The sequence below is a fragment of the Brucella sp. NBRC 12950 genome (assembly GCF_030268145.1).
Lineage (GTDB): Bacteria > Pseudomonadota > Alphaproteobacteria > Rhizobiales > Rhizobiaceae > Brucella.
This window is the reverse complement of the sequence record NZ_BSQC01000004.1, coordinates 30,965-48,967: the sequence shown is the minus strand read 5'-3', so window position 1 is coordinate 48,967 and position 18,003 is coordinate 30,965. Positions and strand designations below refer to the sequence as shown.

Sequence of the window (18,003 nt, the reverse complement as noted above, 5' to 3'; positions counted from 1 at the left end):
GGCCCAAAGGGCCGTAGAACAGGATGTTGCAGTTCTTTTATCAGTTGCTAAGCGGCGCGCAAGCCGGATGGTACTTTGTCAGCGAAAAGAAAGCCTCATCTGCCATTATGGACAGTCTTGACTGTCACTTTGATTTGTAACTATAAAAGTTACATGATTAAGTCTGGCAATCCATTTACCGATCCGCAGCTCGTAGCACGTTACGCAGAAGGGCCGCCGAAAGCTGTACCGGGTTTTCGGGATATGCAGCGCATGACGCGTTTGCTGCTTGCCGAAACCGTGTCCGATACTGCAAGCATTCTGGTGTTGGGTGCGGGCGGTGGTCTTGAACTCAAGCTCTTTGCGGAAAATCACCCGCATTGGACCTTTGAAGGTGTCGACCCTTCCGCAGAAATGCTTCAATTGGCGCGGCAAAACCTTGGCACCAATGCAGCTCGTGTGAACTTCCATGAAGGCTATATCGATAGCGCAGCTCTCGGGCTATTTGATGGAGCAGTCTGTTTGCTGACTATGCATTTTCTGGATGAGAGAACGCGCAAACAAACTCTTTCCGACATCCATTGCCGCTTGAAACCCGGCGCACCATTTATCATGGCACATTTCAGTTTTGAGCAGGCCAGCGCTGATGAGCGCGCTTTGTGGCTTTCACGCTATTCTGCCTTTTTGAATGATTCCGGTGTCGATATGGCAAGTGCAGTAAAAGCCGGTACAGCGATCAATGAGCGTTTGCATATTCTTACGCCGCAACAGGATGAGGCGCTGATGCGTGGTGCGGGCTTCAAGGATCTGAGCCTTTTTTATGCATCTTTCACCTATCGCGGATGGGTTGCCTACGCATAAATAAGGGACGCTGAGGCGGCTAAAAGAATCCTATGGCGGCGCAATTGAATTCGCGTTAGCTTGCCGCGAATTCTCGGAGTGCCTTTCGATGTCTTTTCTGACAAACCTGACCTTCATTCCCGAATGGACCATCTTCGTCCAGTTCGTGATCGCTACTGCAATTTTATCCATCACCCCCGGCCCGGACATGACGCTTTTTGTCGGTCGTGCGCTTTCTGAGGGCAAGGCCGCTGGTTTTGCCTGTATGGCAGGCGCAAGCACCGGCATTGTCGTGCATACGAGCATGGTAGCACTTGGGCTTTCAGCGCTCATCCTCGCTTCGCCTGCAGCCTTCACCGCATTGAAGGTGGTGGGTGCGGTCTATCTCGTTTGGCTTGCAGTACAGGCCATCCGCAAAGGTTCGGCATTTTCACCGGAAAAGAATGGTGGCAAGAAGCACACGTTGGTTCAGAACTGGGCGACCGGACTTGGCATCAACCTGCTCAATCCGAAGATCATCCTGTTCAACATGACCTTCCTGCCGCAGTTCGTTTCGGCACATGATCCTCATGCGATGGGAAAGCTGTTCTTCCTTGGCCTGTCCTTCATTCCGCTGGCACTGCCTTTCACCATTCCAATGGTAGTTGCAGCCGACAAGTTCGCCGGTCTTCTCAAGAAGAACCCAACTGTTACGCGAATTGTCGATTGGCTTTTTGCGGGCGTCTTCTCGGCTTTTGCGCTGAAGATCATCACCGCACAGGCAAAGTGAAATTACGCAGCCGGTCCGTTAGAGCGCGTTTTGATCTGATTGGATCAGATCAGCGCTCTAACTTATTTTTTTACCGCGCATCTTTGTCCGAAAACCGCTTCACACTTTTCGGGATGCGCTCTAAAAATCGCCCGGCGTTGCGACCGGCAATCAGCCAGTAGACGAAGCCGCCGACAATGCCTGAACATGCAAAGGCGCCGGTCAGAAGAGCGATACTTGCAGCAATCCGTTGATCAGCGACAGCAAGTAGCGATCCAGCGCCCACTCCCAGCAGGCCAATCACAAGTCCGCCAATGCAATAGGGCAGGGATGATTTCCAGCCACGCACTTCGCTGATCACGATCAGCACCACTGCCGGGAAAAAGCTGAAACCACCCGCCATTGTGGCCAGTACAGGGCCACCTATCAGAACCGCCGCATAAAAGCCGGTCATATCCCAGGCGTCGCGAATCTCGTTGAAAACATCCTGAAAGAACGGATCGGAAAGCGCATAACCGAGCACATCGATCTGGCTATACAGAATGGCCGCCAGAAAGAATCCGGCGGCCAGAACGGCTAAGCAATAGCCGAAAACAATAACAACAAAACGCGAGATATAATCGAACGTATCAGTCAACCGCGCTTAGTCCTCGTAAATTACTCACCGTGTCCGGCGATCATCATCGCTTCAAGCGCCAGACGTTCTGTCTTGCGCATACGTTCTGATTCCGACTTCAATTGACCACAGGCCGCCAGAATATCGCGGCCGCGTGGCGTGCGGATCGGTGAAGCGTAGCCTGCCGCATTCACATAATCGGCGAAGCGTTCAATATGTTCCCAGTCGGAGCACTGGTAGTTGGTGCCCGGCCATGGGTTGAACGGAATGAGATTGATCTTGGCTGGAATACCGCGCAGCAGCTTCACCAGCAGCTTGGCGTCTTCCATGCTGTCATTGATGTCCTTGAGCATCACATATTCAAAGGTGATGCGCTTGGCATTCGACAGGCCTGGATATTCACGGCAAGCCTTGATCAGCTGTTCCAGCGGATATTTCTTGTTGATCGGCACCAGAAGATCGCGCAGTTCGTCGCGCACGGCATGCAGCGAGATCGCCAGCATCACGCCGATTTCTTCGCCGGTGCGATAGATTTCCGGCACAACACCAGAGGTCGAAAGCGTGATACGACGCTTGGAAAGTGCCAGCCCATCACCATCGGATGCAATCAGGAGAGCCTTCTTCACTTCCTCGAAGTTATAAAGCGGCTCACCCATGCCCATCATGACGATGTTGGTGACCTTGCGGCCCTCAGCAGGCACGATAGCGCCATCCGGTGTGTCGGTATCCGGGAAATCACCAAGACGATCACGCGCGGTCAACAGCTGCGCCAGAATTTCTTCTGATGTCAGGTTGCGAACCAGCTTCTGTGTGCCAGTGTGGCAGAAGGAGCAGGTAAGTGTGCAGCCAACCTGAGAAGAAATGCAAAGCGTGCCGCGGCCTTCTTCAGGAATATAAACGCATTCGATTTCGACAGGGCGCCCGGCACCGCGTGGTGGGAAGCGGAACAGCCATTTGCGCGTTCCATCCTGCGAGATTTGTTCTTCAACCACTTCCGGGCGCGCAATAGTGAAATGCTGCGCCAAAAGAGCGCGCAGATCCTTGGAAATGTTGCGCATATCAGCAAAGTCGGAAACGCCGCGCACGTATAGCCAGTGCCAGAGCTGCGCAATGCGCATCTTGACCTGCTTTGGCAGAACGCCAACCTTGATCAGCTCATCAGCCATTTCCTCGCGCGACATGCCTATGAGCGACGGCTTCTGCTCCATGTTTGCGCGCACATGGCGGGCAAGCTGGTCGCGCGTATCATCAATGGTTAAGTCGAACGAAATGGACATCTGTTTTCAACTGTTGAGGACGCCGCATAAAGCGCGCCGGTAAATCTAGAGCATGTCTCCCGAAAGTGGGAACCGGTTCCGGGATGAAGACATGCGTAAAAACAAAAGCTTAAAACGTGTCGCCCGAATCTGATTGAACGCGACATGCTTTAGCGATTGCATGGATATATGGGCTCGTTCATTTGAAATGCGAGCCCTTTGCGCGCGCTCATAGCACACAATATTCGATCCGTCATCCCGCAGTGTTTCGCGGCAGGCATGCATAAGTGACAATACAACATCAAAAAGAAAAGCCGGAGCGGAGCCCCGGCTTAATAATTTAACTCGAACCGATTGGCTTATTTGCACTTCTGAATGGCTGCGAGCGCTGCCGAAATGCCCTTGAGCGAATAGGTGTAATTGGTCTTGGTGCCGCGCTTGGACTGTGCCTGCACCTTCATGTCCGAACCGCCGCGCATTGCTGCGATCAGCTGTGGCTCTTCCGCGGCATTTTCCATCCAGCCGGATTTGCCATTGACGAACATCGTGAAATTGCGGTTGCCAATGGTCACGATAACCTTGGCATTGGCATTTGCATTCAGCTCATAACCGGCCATGAACTGTGGTTCAAAGCTGACGTTCTGTCCTGGCTTCTGGCTCACGAGGAAGAAGTTATCGCCATGATCAACGTTAGCCGGCGCTTTCTGCGTCGGAACGGACAGGACATAGCAAACCTTGCCATTGCCTGACTGATAGCTATAGGCGCCCCAGGCGTCGAACTGCTTAATCTGGGTCGGTGTCTGGGCGAGTGCCGAACCCGCCATTGCAATCGTAAACACCGAAGCCGCGACGATCGATTTTCCAAGCATGGTTTTTTACCGGTTCTCTTTCGTTTGCTTCAAAGTCGAATATCGGGATGTCGCCGTTCATCACGCCGTCCCGTTTAGTGACCCTTAATGTGCCTTAATCTGGGTTACCAAACGGTGAAGTTTTGAAAGAAAACTTGAACGAGTAGACCTAAGTCCCCGCGATCCCGTTGCCAACTTCATCCAAAAGAAAGCGGCAAGAGTTTGTCATATTGCGTCAATGCACGATGATCGTGATGTCGCCCCATAACAAAGCTGTGAAGGGGCGAAGCCGCTTTAAGCAGCCTCACCGTCGTCGCGAAGAGCCTCACGGGCTGCGATTCTATGGGCGGGCGTTATATGTGTGCGAACAGCAGTCAATGCCGCCATGAGCACTGCAATGTCATCGGTGAAACCAATGCCAACGAGCATATCGGGGATGACATCGAAGGGCAGAACGAAATAGGCAAGTGCTGCCATCAGTGTCATGCGCACACGCGTCGGCGTGTTTTGGTCGAGCGCGCAATAATAGGCGGCCACAACCTCATCCATAAACGGAACCATGCGACCGGCACGACGTGCGGTCTTCCAGAATCCTTTTTTCACCCGTTCGCTGCGATCATTGAAATCGCCTTCATTGCCGGGCTCCAGGATTTCATCAATCTTGACGCTATCCATGTTTGGGCAATCTCCAGTAAGCCGAATGCAGGGCCACAATAGCATTGGAAATGGGAATATTGCATCCAGCTTTCAAGTCGGAATGCATTTCCTGCATGAACCGTCAGCTACAAAAAGCCTCAGAAATCAACAAAATATGGATTCGAGAAAAATCGGGTTTCGGCCTGATTTGCCTGCGTGACCGAGCTTAAAGCATGTCGCGGAAAAGTGGGAACCGGTTTTCCGATAAACACATGCATAAAAATGAAGAGATAGAGCGAACGCGGTAGCTAGGATTAAGCGCGACATGCTCTGGTTGATTGGAGAACCTTGATGCATTTCACCGGCTATGGCAAAAATTTTGTGCGCAGTGACCGGTCAAGCCAGTTCTATCGCGGCCATCAGCTGGCGGCGGCTCAGGACATTAGCGATCATGTCACCATCGATGTGAAGGATGGCATTTGCTACGACATCACCGCCTATATGCGTTTTCTGCTGGGGGCAGGTATTTCCGAGCACACGTTACGCGGCACGTCGGGCCAAAACTGGATTCCGCTGCTGAATTTCAAAGCCGGTGAATTGTGGAACGGCTATTCGGCGCTTCCATACGGGCGGGCGATTGGCTTCTACGACGTGAAAGCGGGCCACATTTTTCATTCAGCCGTTGCGGTCGGTGACATCTACATTCGCAGCATCAATGGCGGAACGCTCGGTCAGAACTGGAGTGATCGTATCGATCTAACCAAAGCGCTCCCTTATATGGGACGAAATCGCGAGGGCAATTTCACGCATCAGAAGAAGCCGATAATCGTTTATATTTCAAAAGTTTGATCGTTCTAAATCAGCGCATTCATCTTGCGAGCAAGCTCGATGTCCAACTCGGTGATTCCGTTCTCGCTGTGGGTCGATAGCGTGACATCGACACGATTATAGACATTGAACCATTCGGGGTGATGGTCAAGCTTTTCGGCATAAAGTGCTGCTCGGGCCATGAAGCCGAACGCCGCGTTAAAGTCCTTCAATTTAAAACTTTTGCTGATTGCTTCGCGGTCATCGGCCTTCTGCCAGCCATTCAGCTCGCCAAGTGCCTGTTTCAGTTCGTCATCAGTCAGCCTGTTGCGTGCCATTGTCTTTTGCCTATGTTGTTGGCTATTCAGCTCTAACTTATCATAGCCGCGAGAGTTCCGTGACCCAATCAGCCCCGACCAGTATTCTATTTGTCTGTGCAGGCAATATCTGCCGTTCGCCGCTTGCGGAAGGCGTGATGGCTCAGGTTCTGGCTGAGCGTCGCATTAATCATGTGCTGATCGATTCGGCTGGCACAAATGGCTACCACACCGGCGAAGAGCCGGATGATCGTTCGATCCGTATTGCTGCGAAACATGGCCTCGATATTTCCGAGCAACGCTGCCGCCAGCTGACGCCGGGCGACTTTACGCGTTTTGATCTCATCCTTGGGATGGATCGCTATAATATGCGCATGATTGCTCAAAGGCAGCCTGCAAATGCAAGCGCTCGTATCGGGCTTTTCACCGAAATTGCAGAAGGAAAAGCCGTTGAAATCCCCGATCCTTACTATGGAGATATCGGGGATTTCGAACAGGTTTACCGGATGGTTCTGGCCTCATCAAAGGCGCTTGCCGACCAGTTCTGGCGTGATATGGCCATCAAAGGCCAGGCTTCCTCGACAACATAGGGTCCGCCGCCGACCGAATCGCGTGAGGACATCAGCACGAAGCGCCCTACCTTGAACGGCATTGTTGAGAAATTACCTCTTGATGAGAGATAATGCACGACATCCGCAATGTGCGGATTTCGCAGCCGTGCCAAAGTCACATGGGGTGTGAATTTACGCGGATCGGCGGGAATGCGAAGCCGCTGGCAAATGCGTTCGATTTCGCCTTGCAATGCGTTGAGTTCAGGCGAGGGGGATACGCCCGCATAGATGCTGTGCGGCTTCTTGGAACCGAAAGCATCGACGCCTGACAGGTTGAGCATGAATTCGGGGCGCCGCACGCGATCAAGCGCATTGGCAACCTCGTCGGCCACATGGCCTTCCACATCTCCGATAAAACGCAGGGTTATGTGGTAATTTTCGACATCAATCCAGCGTGCGCCGGGGAGGCCGCCTCGTAATAACGAGAGCGAAAGCGCGGCGTCGCGCGGGATTTCGAGGGCAGTAAAGAGACGCGGCATAAAGCATCCTCCTCGAATCGTTCTGCGCCAGAGCGTCGTGTGGTCTAAGCCACGGGAGGACGCTCTGAGTTAGAGTGCCTATGCATCGATCATCAGAAAAACGAATCTTCTTCCCTTACCGATGCAACTCTCAGCGAATCATTCTTCGCTGTTCTGAGCAAGCTGTTTATGCCTCCTGATTGTGTCAGCCGCCCGATGTCCCCGTCTTTTGTTCAGCTTTCAGGGTTTTCTCGATCACCGGCATGAAATTGGTGACCATTGTTTCAACGCCCTTTTCATTCGGATGCATTCCGTCTTCCAGCAGTAGCCCCTTTTGCGTGGCAACGCCGTCGAGGAAGAATGGATAAAGCGGCACGCCATATTTCTGTGCAAGCTTCGGGTAAATCGGGTTGAATTTCTCGGCGTAATCCTTGCCCATATTGGGTGGTGCCATCATGCCTGCAAGGATAACGGAAATGCCGCGTGTCTTGAGGCGCGACAGCATTTCATCGAGATTTTTCTCGGTAATGTCGGGGGAAATACCGCGCAGCGCATCATTGGCACCCAGTTCCAGGATGACCAGATTGGTGCCATCTGGGATCGACCAGTCAATGCGTGCAAGCCCGCCGGTGGTGGTGTCGCCAGACACGCCGGCATTCTCGATGCTGACTTCATAACCCTTGGCGTCCAGCGCTTTTTCAAGCTGCTGCGGGAAGGCGGCGTTAGAAGGCAGAAGATAGCCCGCCATCAGACTGTCGCCAAAGCCAACGATCTTGACCTGTGCAAGCTGTTCGGTCGGCAAAGCATCTTCAAGACCGGTCGGATCTTCCTGCGCACGCGCACCGGTAGCAATAAAAGACGCAGCTATGACAAAAATCGATAGCCATACCGGGATCGAGAGTTTGAAACGCATCGTTAGCAACCCATATCTAGCAAAGGCGGGCAAATCGCCCAGAGGACTTCTCTTCAATTTCTGGCGCAAAACAAGTTCAAATTTGTGGCGCGCTCGGGCCTTGAATATTCATATAGGAAGAAAAACGCGTGACGGAACAGGTGACTTCGCTAAATCATGGCCCGATCATCGAGCTTGAGAATGTTCATCTGACTCTGGGACATGCGGCATCATCCGTACATGTGCTCAAAGGCGTCTCGCTTTCAATTGCCCAGGGGATGTCTGTTGGCATCGTCGGTCCGTCGGGATCAGGCAAATCCACACTTTTGATGGTTCTGGCCGGTCTTGAGCATATAGATCAGGGAACGGTCAAGATTGCCGGTGAAACCATCAGCCAAATGACCGAGGATCAGGCCGCCGCTTTTCGTGGCGCTAACATCGGTATCGTTTTCCAATCCTTCCATCTCATCCCGAATATGACGGCCTTGGAAAATGTCGCCGTCCCTCTGGAGCTTGCCGGGCGCAAGGATGCCTTTGAGGTGTCCGAACGTGAATTGCGCGCTGTTGGTCTTGGCGAACGCCTAACGCATTATCCGTCAGAACTGTCGGGTGGTGAACAGCAGCGCGTGGCTATTGCTCGTGCGCTTGCGCCAAGCCCGAAAATCCTGATTGCCGATGAGCCAACGGGCAACCTCGACACGGCTACAGGTCGTCAGATTGCAGATTTGCTGTTTTCCAAGCAGCGTGAGAACGGACTGACCATGGTGCTGGTTACGCATGATCCATCGCTTGCCGCCCGATGCGATCAGGAAATTCCGGTGCGTTCCGGCCGTATTGAGGAGCCCGTCCGAAAAGAGCCGGCCCTTGAAACAGTGGTGGCTGGCGAATGAGCAGGCCGATGAGCAAGTTTGCTTCCTTCTCTCTCGCTCTCCGCTTTGCATTGCGTGAAATGCGTGGCGGGCTTTCCGGGTTTTATATCTTCCTGGCCTGCATCGCGCTGGGCGTCGCAGCGATTGGTGGCGTGAATTCTGTTGCACGTTCCGTCAGCACAGGGATTGCAGCCGAAGGCCAGAGTATTCTTGGCGGCGATGTCAGCTTTGCGCTCAATCAGCGCGAGGCGAGTGCCGACGAACGCGCTTTCATAGACCAGCAGGGCAAGGTTGCCGAGAGCGCCACGATGCGCTCCATGGCACGTATGCCGGATGGCTCCGATCAGTCGCTGGTTGAAGTGAAGGCGGTTGATGCCGTCTATCCGCTTTATGGTGCATTAAAAGTTGTGCCTGAGCTTTCGCTTGAAGACATGACGAAACAGCAGAATGGCGCCTATGGCGCCGCTGTCAGTCAGGATTTTCTCAACCGCATGGGCGTTCAGCTTGGAACGAAAGTTTTGCTTGGTTCTGAAACTTTTGAGCTGCGTGCATTGATCGAAAGCGAACCCGACCTTCTGTCGTCGGGTTTTAATTTTGCGCCGCGTTTTCTGGTTTCGATGGATGGCCTTCGTGCGTCTGGGTTGATCCAGCCCGGAAGCCTTGTCGATCATATCTATAAGGTGGCATTGCCGGATGGTGCGCCCGATTCCGCAATTGCTGAGCTTCGCACCCGTGCAGCCGCAGATTTTCCGGATGCAGGCTGGAATATCCGCTCACGCAACAACGCAGCCCCGGCGCTGACCGCAAATATCGAACGCTTCTCGCAGTTTCTCACACTGGTGGGCCTGACGGCGCTTATTGTTGGTGGCGTTGGTGTCGCAAATGCTGTGCGTGCCTATCTTGATGGCAAGCGCGGCGTGATTGCGACTTTTAAGTCATTGGGTGCACCTGCACGTTTTGCAGTGCTGGTCTATCTCGTGCAGATCATGGTGATCGGCCTTATCGGCATCGTTCTAGGTTTGGTGCTTGCCGCGATCATTCCATATGCTGCCGCTTTGGCGCTCGCCAATTATCTGCCCGTTGCAGGTGGCGGCGGCTTCTTCCCGCAAGCGCTTGCTTTGGCGGCAGTTTTCGGTCTCATCACGACGCTTGCCTTTGCGATTATCCCGCTTGGTCGGGCGCGTGAAATTCCGGCAACCGCGCTATTTCGCGAACAGGGCTTTGAACAACGCGGATTACCGCCACTTCTTTATCTAACGCTCGCTGTTTTGCTGATTGCTGTTTTGGCAGGCTTGGCACTTTACGTCGCTTATGATCGACGGATTGCTGCGATCTTCATCATATCATCGATTGCAGCCTTTGGTGTTTTGCGGCTGGTCGCGGACGGTATCCGTTGGCTGGCGCGTCGAGCGCCGCGCACGCGTTCGACAGCAGTTCGGCTTGCAGTTGGCAATATTTATCGCCCTGGCGCGCTGACACCATCCGTGGTGCTTTCGCTGGGGCTTGGCCTTACGCTGATGGTGGCGATTGCGCTCATTGATGGTAATCTGCGGCGTCAGGTGACGGAGAATATTCCGGCACAGGCCCCGGACTTTTTCTTTGTCGATATTCAGAACAATGACATCGGTGATTTCACCAAGCTTGTGAGCGGCATTGTCCCGGATGGCAAACTCACCTCCGGTCCGATGCTGCGCGGTCGTATCGTCGCTTTTAACGGCACGAATGTTCGTGACATGACCATTCCACCGGAAGCAGCATGGGTGCTGCGTGGCGATCGTGGCATTACCTTTGCTGACAAAGTTCCAGAAAACTCGACACTGACCGAAGGCGAATGGTGGCCGGAGAATTACTCCGGCGAGCCGCTTGTTTCTTTCGCAGAACGTGAGGGCAAGGAACTGGGGCTGAAGCTTGGCGATACGGTCACGGTCAATGTTCTTGGCCGTAACATCAATGCCAAAATTGCAAGCTTCCGGCAGTTGCAATGGGAAACGCTGGCGATGAATTTCGTCATGGTTTTTTCGCCGAACACTTTTGCCGGTGCGCCTGCCACATGGCTAGCAACGCTTACAATTCCTGATGGTCAGAAGAACCTGGCGCCCGATGTCCTGCGACAGGTTACAAAAACCTGGCCAGCGGTTACGACCGTCAGCGTGACTGATGCGCTTGATGTGGCGAATGATCTTATTAGCCAGCTTGCAACAGCAATTCGCGCTGCTGCATCCATCGCTCTTGCAGCTTCTGTTCTGGTGCTGGGCGGTGCTCTGGCTGCTGGTAATCGCGCCCGTGTTCATGATGCGGTTGTGCTGAAAACGCTGGGTGCCACGCGCGGCACGCTGATTGCAGCCTATATTGTTGAATATATGCTTCTGGGCCTTGCAACAGCGGTGTTTGCGCTGGTCGCAGGTGGTGTTGCTGGCTGGTATGTGGTGGTTGAAGTCATGAAGCTGAAGGCGCAGTTCTTGCCGGACGTCGCGCTGATGACGGTGGCTGTGGCACTCGTTCTAACCGTTGGATTCGGTCTGGCCGGCACATGGCGCGTGCTGGGTGAGAAGCCTGCAACCGTGCTCCGAACCATATGAAGCATTTGTAACCTTGCAGCTTAAATTCGCTTAAGCCCTTGGATCGCATGGATAATGCGATCCAGTTTTCAAGTCGTTTATCACGATTTTTTACAGCTGGTACTTGTGTGAGAACGCTAAAATCCCCATAATAAAACGCAGGCATGCTGGGGTCCCGCCAGCGGCGCCTGGGAGCGGCTCGAAATGAGCCTGACCCCGACACCGGACGGGACAACGCAAAAGGATTTAAGTCATGGCTGACTTTCGCAATATTCAGGCACAGCAGAGGCCGGTAGGTGGCGCTCGCGTTGGTGCTGACATCGATCAGGGCCTCCGCAGCTATATGCTCGGCGTCTACAACATGATGGCAATTGGTCTGGTTGTTACAGGCCTTGCTGCTTTGGCTGTCTCATCGCTGGCAACCACAACCGATCCGTCGGCAGCTGTTGCACAGCTTGCAAACGGCAAAATGCTCACCTCACTTGGTGCAGCACTTTATACATCTCCGCTGCGCTGGGTGGTTATGCTCGCTCCGCTCGCAGCCGTATTCTTCCTGAGCTTCCGCATTGAGCGTCTGTCGGTTTCGACCGCTAACGCCGTGTTCTGGGGCTATGCAGCTCTCGTCGGTCTGTCGCTGTCGTCGGTCTTCCTGGTCTTTACCGGCCAGAGCATCGTTCGCACCTTCTTCGTAACGGCTGCTTCGTTCGGCGCATTGTCGCTCTATGGTTACACAACCAAGCGCGACCTGTCCGCAATGGGCTCGTTCCTGATGATGGGTCTGTTCGGCCTGATCATCGCTTCGGTCGTTAACATCTTCCTCGGCTCCACCGCGCTGCAGTTTGCAATCTCGGTGATCGGCGTTCTGATCTTCGCAGGTTTGACCGCTTATGACACGCAGTCGATCAAGGAAATGTACTTTGAAGGTGATTCTGCGGATTCGCAGGGCCGCAAGGTTGTTATGGGCGCGCTGCGTCTGTACCTCGACTTCATCAACATGTTCATGTTCCTGCTTCAGTTCATGGGCAACCGTGACTAAGAGCATGTCTCCCAAAAGTGGGAACCAGTTTTGGGATAAAGACCTGCTGAGAAGATACTAAACGAAGAATACGTGAGGGCAGCGGCAACGCTGCCCTTTTTGCTTTTCAAGCGGGCAGCCCGGAGTCATGCTGGACGGGCAATTTTAACTGAGTCTTGGCCTCCAACATGCCCCATATCCGCGATTTCAAGCCCACTGATATTGAAGCCATCACGATTATCTACACGGAAGCTGTGCTGAACGGTTCCGGTTCTTACGAGATCGAGCCGCCCACCATTGAGGAAATGGCACGGCGCTTCGACATCTTTGTCGAGCAGGGCTTTCCAATTCTTGTTGCAGAAGAAAATGGACTGGTCTTGGGCTATGCCTATATCAGCTATTTTCGAACCCGCCCGGCTTATCGCTGGCTTGCGGAAGATTCGATCTATATCGCACCCGATGCCAAGGGGAAGGGCGTCGGCAAGCTTCTGCTTGGCGAACTCATCCAGCGTGCGACAGCATTAGGCTTCAGGCAGCTGCTGGCGGTAGTTGGTGATGGTGAGCACAATATCGGCTCTGTGAAGCTGCATGAGAGCTTGGGATTTATCCATTGCGGACGAATCCAGGGCTCAGGCTTCAAGCATGGGCGCTGGCTTGATACGGTCCTCATGCAGCTGTCGCTCAATGGAGGTTGCACTGTTGACCCCGGCGAGATGCCGCTGGCTTAATTATCAACCAGCTTCAGGCTCTTATCGAAAACGCGGAGCACACGTTCAAGCTCGTGTCCGCGTTTCATAATCAGACCGCTTGCAGATATCACAGAATAGGCACCCTGCTTCTGGGCAAGCTTTGGATTTTTCTCGACGCGGAAAAGCGGGACCTCGCTCGCACGGCGGAAAATAGAGAACACCGCTCTGTCTGCGAGATGGTCAATCGCATAGTCGCGCCATGCACCTGTCGCGACCATGCGGCCATAAATATTGAGGATTTTGCCAAGCTCGTGTCGGTCGAAGCTGACGGTCGGAGCAGGCGGTTTTATCTGCCCTAGAGGAACAACTTTGGGCGATGCCGAAGGATGGGAAAGCGAATGAGAGGACACATCCTCGTTCGCAGCGCTTGGTCTATCCATGTCCTTCCTTTCGTCGCCGACATTGATTGTAAAGGAAACGCGGGAACACCGATCAAATCAGCTCATGACAGTAAGGTGATGCTTTTGTAAAATGATTGCAAGTCCATGAAGCTTCTATGGCAGCTTCTGCCAAGCTTATCCTATAAAAATAGGTCCCAATTTATTGTATATTAGCTGATCACGAAAAGAGAATGCTTGTTCTCAATGGTGATTGTTAGCCACATTTTGGCCTTGTCAACTTCGCATTCCGGCCTGATTATGACGTCAGCATCTACACGTTGCCTGAGACGGTTCGGTTCGGGTATGTCCGACCCCAAGCCCCCCGCCCAAAGGACTGCCCGAACCGAACCAACCTTTACTGGCCTACAGCGTAATTCCTTAAACTTGAACCAGTTTAAGGTAAAAGATTGCCGTAAATATAAAGTGTTAGAGCGACCTTTGTGCGACCAAGAGGGCGCACTGCGCGTTAGCCACTCAGACAGATGCAACGCTTCCTAAAAATCAAAGATTTTACGTATTCACCAAGCATGGATTGTGTCTGCCCAGGAAGTCTACAGACCTAGCCGATCTTCCTGTTTGAAAATAGCTGCACCGTGAATCTGGCCAAGAGCATTGTCGCTTTTGCTTTCCTGCAGTACGACCGCACAGCCGGTCACGTCTTTGCGCGTGAGTTCTGAGGCAGGCAGCTCAATCTTCAGAGCTTTGCCATCCCACATGCCGATTGTATTGATGTCAGTCACGGTGTTGCGATAGGTGACTGACTGCCCGGCGTTCTCACCCTTATCAATCGGGATTGTCACTGAATCGCGCAGGTAAAACATTACCACATGAACGGGCTTTGCAGGCTTTTTGCCTGCCGCTATCTCGATAGACAGGCGACCGTCATCAAGCTTCTTGATACTAACGGGGACATTGAGCTTGCTCGCCGCAATATGCTGCTTAACAACCTCGGCATCGCCGCCATTCATTTCCGATGCGCCATTTACGATCGCTTGAGGCGTGTAGACCATCTTCGCATTGAACGAATTGCGATAGGCATTCTGGCGATCTGTATTGTCCTGAGAAGCTAGCGTATCGCGCCAGCCCATATAATCCCAGTAATTGACGTGGAATGACAGCGCGAGCACGTTTGCATCATCGGCGTATTTCGCCAAATTCTTGTCAGCCTGTGGGCAGGATTTACAGCCCTGACTGGTATAAAGCTCAAGAACCGAAGTTCGCGTGCTGCTATCTTGGGCCTTTGCCACCCCATGCATGGATAGACACCCGGTGAAGGCCAAACCCAGCGCGGCACAAACACCGCGCAAGCCGGGAACGTATTCACCGGAAAGCCATGTATTTGTCCCTTGGAAGGGCGAATGGAAGGTCACTTTGGGTTCATCCTGCAATAATTGACGCTGACATCTATTATGTAGGAATTACGACGATCAATAGGAATTCACGTTGCAGTGAGATTTGCAGGCAATGTGTTTCTTTTATCTCACTGTCACAATCTATGGAAAAGCCGCCGAATTGCTCCGGCGGCTTTTTATTTCCACGATTTCGCTGATTAAGCAGCGAGATCGCGCAGAACGGTCTGCAAAATGCCACCATTCTTCATGTAGTCGAGCTCGTCCAGCGTATCGATACGGCAGATGAGCGGAACCTTCTTCACCGTGCCATCGGCATAGGTGATGGAAGCTTCAACCTTCTGGCGCGGGCGTACATCGGCAAGGCCTTCGATGGAGACGATTTCATCGCCCTTCAGACCGAGCGTCTGCCAGCTTGTGCCTTCCTCGAAGACGAAAGGCACAATGCCCATGCCAACGAGGTTGGAGCGGTGAATACGCTCAAACGACTGTGCAATCACCGCCTTGACGCCAAGCAGGTTAGTGCCCTTTGCAGCCCAGTCACGCGACGAACCGTTACCATATTCTACGCCTGCGAAGACGACGAGCGGAACACCATCGGCCTTGTACTGCATGGCAGCATCATAGATCGAGGTTTCTTCCTTCGACGGGTAGTGGATGGTGTAGCCGCCTTCACGACCGTTTTCGCCAAGCATGTGGTTGCGAATACGGATATTGGCGAAGGTGCCGCGCATCATCACTTCATGGTTGCCACGACGCGTGCCGTACTGGTTGAAGTCGGCAATACCGACGCCATGGTCGATGAGGTACTTACCAGCCGGCGACTGTGCCTTGATGGAACCTGCAGGCGAAATGTGGTCGGTCGTGATCTTGTCGCCGAAGAGGCCCAAAACGCGGGCGCCCTTGACGTCTGCAATCGTACCAGCCGACTTGCCCATGCCCACGAAGTAAGGCGGGTTCTGTACATAGGTCGAATTGTCGTCCCATGCATAGGTCTGGCCAGCAGGAACCTGCACGGCCTGCCAGTTTTCGTCGCCCTTGAACACATCCGCATATTTCTCCGAGAAGACTTTGCGGGTGACATTCTTGGCGATGAATTCCTGGATTTCAGCCGATGAAGGCCAGATATCGCGCAGGAATACAGGGTTGCCGTTCTGATCTTCGCCAAGTGGCTCTTTGGTCAGGTCCTTGGTGACCGTGCCAGCAAGCGCATGAGCAACAACCAAAGGCGGCGAAGCCAGATAGTTTGCCTGAACGTCCGGCGAAACACGGCCTTCAAAGTTACGGTTGCCGGAAAGGACGGCAGCCGCAATCAGGCCCTTTTCGTTGATCGTCTTGGAGATCGGAGCAGGCAATGGACCGGAGTTACCGATACAGGTCGTGCAACCGAAACCAACGAGGTTGAAGCCGAGTGCATCGAGATCCTTCTGAAGGCCAGCGGATTCAAGATAAGCGGCAACCACCTGGGAACCAGGAGCGAGCGAGGTCTTGACCCAAGGCTTGGTCTTAAGCCCCTTGGCAACGGCGTTGCGTGCCAGAAGACCGGCAGCAATCAGAACGCTTGGGTTCGAGGTGTTGGTGCAAGAGGTGATTGCGGCAATGGCCACATCGCCATGACCAAGATCATAATCTTCTCCTTCAACGGCATAGCGCGTGGTCTGGCCGGTGGTCTTCTTGTATTCGGTTTCAAGCGAAGTTGCGAAACCCGATCCGATGTTTTCCAGCGCAATGCGGCCTTCAGGACGCTTTGGACCAGCCATCGATGGCACAACGTCACCCATGTCGAGTTCAAGAATGTCGGTGAAGACCGGGTCTTCGGAACCCTTTTCACGCCACATGCCCTGCGCACGGGAATAGGCTTCAACGAGCGCGAGACGGTCTTCTGCGCGACCGGTCGTGTTCATATAGTTGAGCGTTTCCTTGTCGATCGGGAAGAAGCCGCAGGTTGCGCCATATTCCGGACCCATGTTCGCAATGGTCGCGCGATCAGCCAGCGTCATGTTTTCGAGGCCTTCGCCGAAGAACTCGACGAACTTGCCGACGACGCCCTTCTTGCGCAGCATCTGCGTGACGGTGAGCACGAGATCTGTTGCGGTCACGCCTTCCTTGACCTTGCCGGTCAGGCGGAAGCCGATGACTTCCGGCAGCAGCATGGAAACCGGCTGACCGAGCATTGAAGCTTCCGCTTCAATGCCGCCAACGCCCCAGCCAAGTACACCAAGGCCATTGACCATGGTGGTGTGGGAATCAGTGCCGACGCAGGTGTCAGGATAGGCGACGGTCACGCCGTCTTCTTCCTTGGTCCAGACGGCCTGAGCCAGATATTCGAGGTTCACCTGATGGCAGATGCCTGTGCCTGGAGGAACAACGCGGAAGTTCTTGAATGCCTGCTGACCCCATTTGAGGAAGCGGTAACGTTCGCCATTACGCTCATATTCAAGCTCCACATTGGCCTTGAAAGCGTTTGGATTGCCGAACTCATCGACGATGACTGAGTGGTCGATGACAAGATCGACAGGAACCAGCGGATTGATCTTTTCCGGATCGCCGCCAAGTGCCTTGAGGCCATCGCGCATAGCTGCAAGGTCAACAACGGCTGGAACGCCGGTGAAGTCCTGCATCAGCACGCGGGCAGGGCGGTAAGCAATTTCTGCACCTGCCGATCCGCGATCTGTGAGCCATGCGGCAACAGCTTCGATATCCGACTTCTTGACGGAGCGGTCATCTTCAAAGCGAAGCAGGTTCTCAAGCAGAACCTTCATGGAAAATGGAAGCTTGGAAATGCCCGCCAAGCCGTTCTTTTCGGCTTCGGTCAGGCTGTAATAGACATAGTCCTTACCGTTGACGGTAAGCGTTTTGCGGCTTTTGAAACTATCAATGTTAGACACTTTAGTTCGTCCTCATGCTGCTGGCCGGAAAACCAGGACGAACGCCTAGGCTTGCGTTTCAAGGACGCGCCAAGGTGCGGGTGCAGTCATTTCCGCTGTCCGCCCCGACACCTGTGCTCCTACAAACAACAGGCAATTCAGATCGGCCAAAATTTGTTTCCACACCGACCGCTGGCATGGTAGCTCT

18 protein-coding genes are annotated in these 18,003 nt (G+C 53.6%); 8 read left to right on the top strand and 10 right to left on the bottom strand.

Annotation, left to right across the window (positions count from 1 at the left end; genetic code table 11):
• Positions 1-153: 153 nt before the first annotated feature.
• The gene (locus tag QSJ70_RS07610; RefSeq protein WP_285535559.1) at positions 154-840 is read left to right on the top strand and encodes a class I SAM-dependent methyltransferase; all 687 of its coding nucleotides are present in this window, start codon (positions 154-156) and stop codon (positions 838-840) included.
• Positions 841-928: 88 nt separating this feature from the next.
• Positions 929-1,588, top strand: coding sequence for a LysE family translocator (locus tag QSJ70_RS07605; protein ID WP_007873059.1), 660 nt, complete (start codon positions 929-931; stop codon positions 1,586-1,588).
• Positions 1,589-1,658: 70 nt separating this feature from the next.
• On the opposite strand, the gene QSJ70_RS07600 is transcribed toward QSJ70_RS07605, so the two are convergent.
• The 4 genes from QSJ70_RS07600 to QSJ70_RS07585 all read right to left on the bottom strand — a co-directional run bounded on the left by QSJ70_RS07600 (position 1,659) and on the right by QSJ70_RS07585 (position 4,962).
• Positions 1,659-2,204 (bottom strand): hypothetical protein, encoded by a 546-nt coding sequence (locus tag QSJ70_RS07600; RefSeq protein WP_285535557.1) that lies wholly within the window; start codon positions 2,202-2,204, stop codon positions 1,659-1,661.
• A gap of 20 nt (positions 2,205-2,224) precedes the next feature.
• A complete protein-coding gene (gene rlmN / locus QSJ70_RS07595; protein WP_064320025.1) occupies positions 2,225-3,460 on the bottom strand; it encodes a dual-specificity RNA methyltransferase RlmN in 1,236 nt (411 codons plus the stop codon).
• Between the two features lie 338 nt (positions 3,461-3,798).
• Positions 3,799-4,308: an invasion associated locus B family protein gene (locus QSJ70_RS07590; protein WP_285535554.1), complete on the bottom strand. Its 510-nt coding sequence runs from the start codon at positions 4,306-4,308 to the stop codon at positions 3,799-3,801.
• A gap of 273 nt (positions 4,309-4,581) precedes the next feature.
• Positions 4,582-4,962 carry a YkvA family protein gene (locus QSJ70_RS07585; RefSeq protein ID WP_064320027.1) on the bottom strand — a complete coding sequence of 127 codons (381 nt, stop codon included), beginning with the start codon at positions 4,960-4,962 and terminating at the stop codon, positions 4,582-4,584.
• Between the two features lie 312 nt (positions 4,963-5,274).
• On the opposite strand from QSJ70_RS07585, the gene QSJ70_RS07580 reads away from it, so the two are divergent.
• Positions 5,275-5,772 (top strand): hypothetical protein, encoded by a 498-nt coding sequence (locus tag QSJ70_RS07580; RefSeq protein ID WP_285535551.1) that lies wholly within the window; start codon positions 5,275-5,277, stop codon positions 5,770-5,772.
• 5 nt (positions 5,773-5,777) lie between these two features.
• Here the strand turns inward: QSJ70_RS07580 and QSJ70_RS07575 are convergent, their stop codons facing one another.
• On the bottom strand, positions 5,778-6,068 hold the full coding sequence (locus tag QSJ70_RS07575; RefSeq protein ID WP_285535549.1) for a 4a-hydroxytetrahydrobiopterin dehydratase: 291 nt from the start codon (positions 6,066-6,068) through the stop codon (positions 5,778-5,780).
• 59 nt (positions 6,069-6,127) lie between these two features.
• Between QSJ70_RS07575 and QSJ70_RS07570 the strand changes: the two genes are divergently transcribed.
• Positions 6,128-6,637 (top strand): low molecular weight protein-tyrosine-phosphatase, encoded by a 510-nt coding sequence (locus tag QSJ70_RS07570; RefSeq protein WP_285535547.1) that lies wholly within the window; start codon positions 6,128-6,130, stop codon positions 6,635-6,637.
• Here the strand turns inward: QSJ70_RS07570 and thpR are convergent.
• Entirely contained in the window at positions 6,547-7,137 is a 591-nt protein-coding gene (gene thpR, locus QSJ70_RS07565) for an RNA 2',3'-cyclic phosphodiesterase (RefSeq protein WP_285535545.1), read from the bottom strand. The genes QSJ70_RS07570 and thpR overlap by 91 nt on opposite strands.
• Positions 7,138-7,321: 184 nt before the next feature.
• On the bottom strand, positions 7,322-8,029 hold the full coding sequence (locus tag QSJ70_RS07560; RefSeq protein ID WP_064320031.1) for an arylesterase: 708 nt from the start codon (positions 8,027-8,029) through the stop codon (positions 7,322-7,324).
• A gap of 140 nt (positions 8,030-8,169) precedes the next feature.
• Here QSJ70_RS07560 and QSJ70_RS07555 point away from each other — a divergent pair, with 140 nt between their 5' ends.
• The 4 genes from QSJ70_RS07555 (at position 8,170) to QSJ70_RS07540 (ending at position 13,178) form a co-directional block, all read left to right on the top strand.
• The gene (locus tag QSJ70_RS07555) at positions 8,170-8,898 is read left to right on the top strand and encodes an ABC transporter ATP-binding protein (protein ID WP_502871673.1); all 729 of its coding nucleotides are present in this window, start codon (positions 8,170-8,172) and stop codon (positions 8,896-8,898) included.
• 8 nt (positions 8,899-8,906) lie between these two features.
• The gene (locus tag QSJ70_RS07550; protein WP_285535541.1) at positions 8,907-11,456 is read left to right on the top strand and encodes an ABC transporter permease; all 2,550 of its coding nucleotides are present in this window, start codon (positions 8,907-8,909) and stop codon (positions 11,454-11,456) included.
• Between the two features lie 232 nt (positions 11,457-11,688).
• Positions 11,689-12,471 (top strand): Bax inhibitor-1/YccA family protein, encoded by a 783-nt coding sequence (locus QSJ70_RS07545; RefSeq protein ID WP_007873084.1) that lies wholly within the window; start codon positions 11,689-11,691, stop codon positions 12,469-12,471.
• Positions 12,472-12,638: 167 nt separating this feature from the next.
• The gene (locus QSJ70_RS07540; RefSeq protein WP_285535537.1) at positions 12,639-13,178 is read left to right on the top strand and encodes a GNAT family N-acetyltransferase; all 540 of its coding nucleotides are present in this window, start codon (positions 12,639-12,641) and stop codon (positions 13,176-13,178) included.
• Here the strand turns inward: QSJ70_RS07540 and QSJ70_RS07535 are convergent.
• The 3 genes from QSJ70_RS07535 to acnA all read right to left on the bottom strand — a co-directional run bounded on the left by QSJ70_RS07535 (position 13,175) and on the right by acnA (position 17,816).
• Complete coding sequence (locus QSJ70_RS07535; RefSeq protein ID WP_112804593.1) at positions 13,175-13,579, bottom strand: DUF2794 domain-containing protein; 405 nt, start codon at positions 13,577-13,579, stop codon at positions 13,175-13,177. The genes QSJ70_RS07540 and QSJ70_RS07535 overlap by 4 nt on opposite strands.
• A 551-nt stretch (positions 13,580-14,130) precedes the next feature.
• A complete protein-coding gene (locus tag QSJ70_RS07530; protein WP_039859477.1) occupies positions 14,131-14,865 on the bottom strand; it encodes a DUF1223 domain-containing protein in 735 nt (244 codons plus the stop codon).
• 263 nt (positions 14,866-15,128) lie between these two features.
• Positions 15,129-17,816: an aconitate hydratase AcnA gene (gene acnA, locus QSJ70_RS07525; protein WP_285535532.1), complete on the bottom strand. Its 2,688-nt coding sequence runs from the start codon at positions 17,814-17,816 to the stop codon at positions 15,129-15,131.
• Positions 17,817-18,003 lie beyond the last annotated feature (187 nt).

Bases quoted from the DNA above. Each gene is read 5' to 3' on its own strand.
- QSJ70_RS07535 (WP_112804593.1), bottom strand. From the start codon at position 13,579: ATGGATAGACCAAGCGCTGCGAACGAGGATGTGTCCTCTCATTCGCTT.
- QSJ70_RS07540 (WP_285535537.1), top strand. From the start codon at position 12,639: ATGCCCCATATCCGCGATTTCAAGCCCACTGATATTGAAGCCATCACG.
- QSJ70_RS07545 (WP_007873084.1), top strand. From the start codon at position 11,689: ATGGCTGACTTTCGCAATATTCAGGCACAGCAGAGGCCGGTAGGTGGC.
- QSJ70_RS07560 (WP_064320031.1), bottom strand. From the start codon at position 8,029: ATGCGTTTCAAACTCTCGATCCCGGTATGGCTATCGATTTTTGTCATA.
- QSJ70_RS07585 (WP_064320027.1), bottom strand. From the start codon at position 4,962: ATGGATAGCGTCAAGATTGATGAAATCCTGGAGCCCGGCAATGAAGGC.
- rlmN (WP_064320025.1), bottom strand. From the start codon at position 3,460: ATGTCCATTTCGTTCGACTTAACCATTGATGATACGCGCGACCAGCTT.
- QSJ70_RS07590 (WP_285535554.1), bottom strand. From the start codon at position 4,308: ATGCTTGGAAAATCGATCGTCGCGGCTTCGGTGTTTACGATTGCAATG.
- QSJ70_RS07550 (WP_285535541.1), top strand. From the start codon at position 8,907: ATGAGCAAGTTTGCTTCCTTCTCTCTCGCTCTCCGCTTTGCATTGCGT.
- QSJ70_RS07610 (WP_285535559.1), top strand. From the start codon at position 154: ATGATTAAGTCTGGCAATCCATTTACCGATCCGCAGCTCGTAGCACGT.
- thpR (WP_285535545.1), bottom strand. From the start codon at position 7,137: ATGCCGCGTCTCTTTACTGCCCTCGAAATCCCGCGCGACGCCGCGCTT.
- QSJ70_RS07575 (WP_285535549.1), bottom strand. From the start codon at position 6,068: ATGGCACGCAACAGGCTGACTGATGACGAACTGAAACAGGCACTTGGC.
- QSJ70_RS07605 (WP_007873059.1), top strand. From the start codon at position 929: ATGTCTTTTCTGACAAACCTGACCTTCATTCCCGAATGGACCATCTTC.
- QSJ70_RS07580 (WP_285535551.1), top strand. From the start codon at position 5,275: ATGCATTTCACCGGCTATGGCAAAAATTTTGTGCGCAGTGACCGGTCA.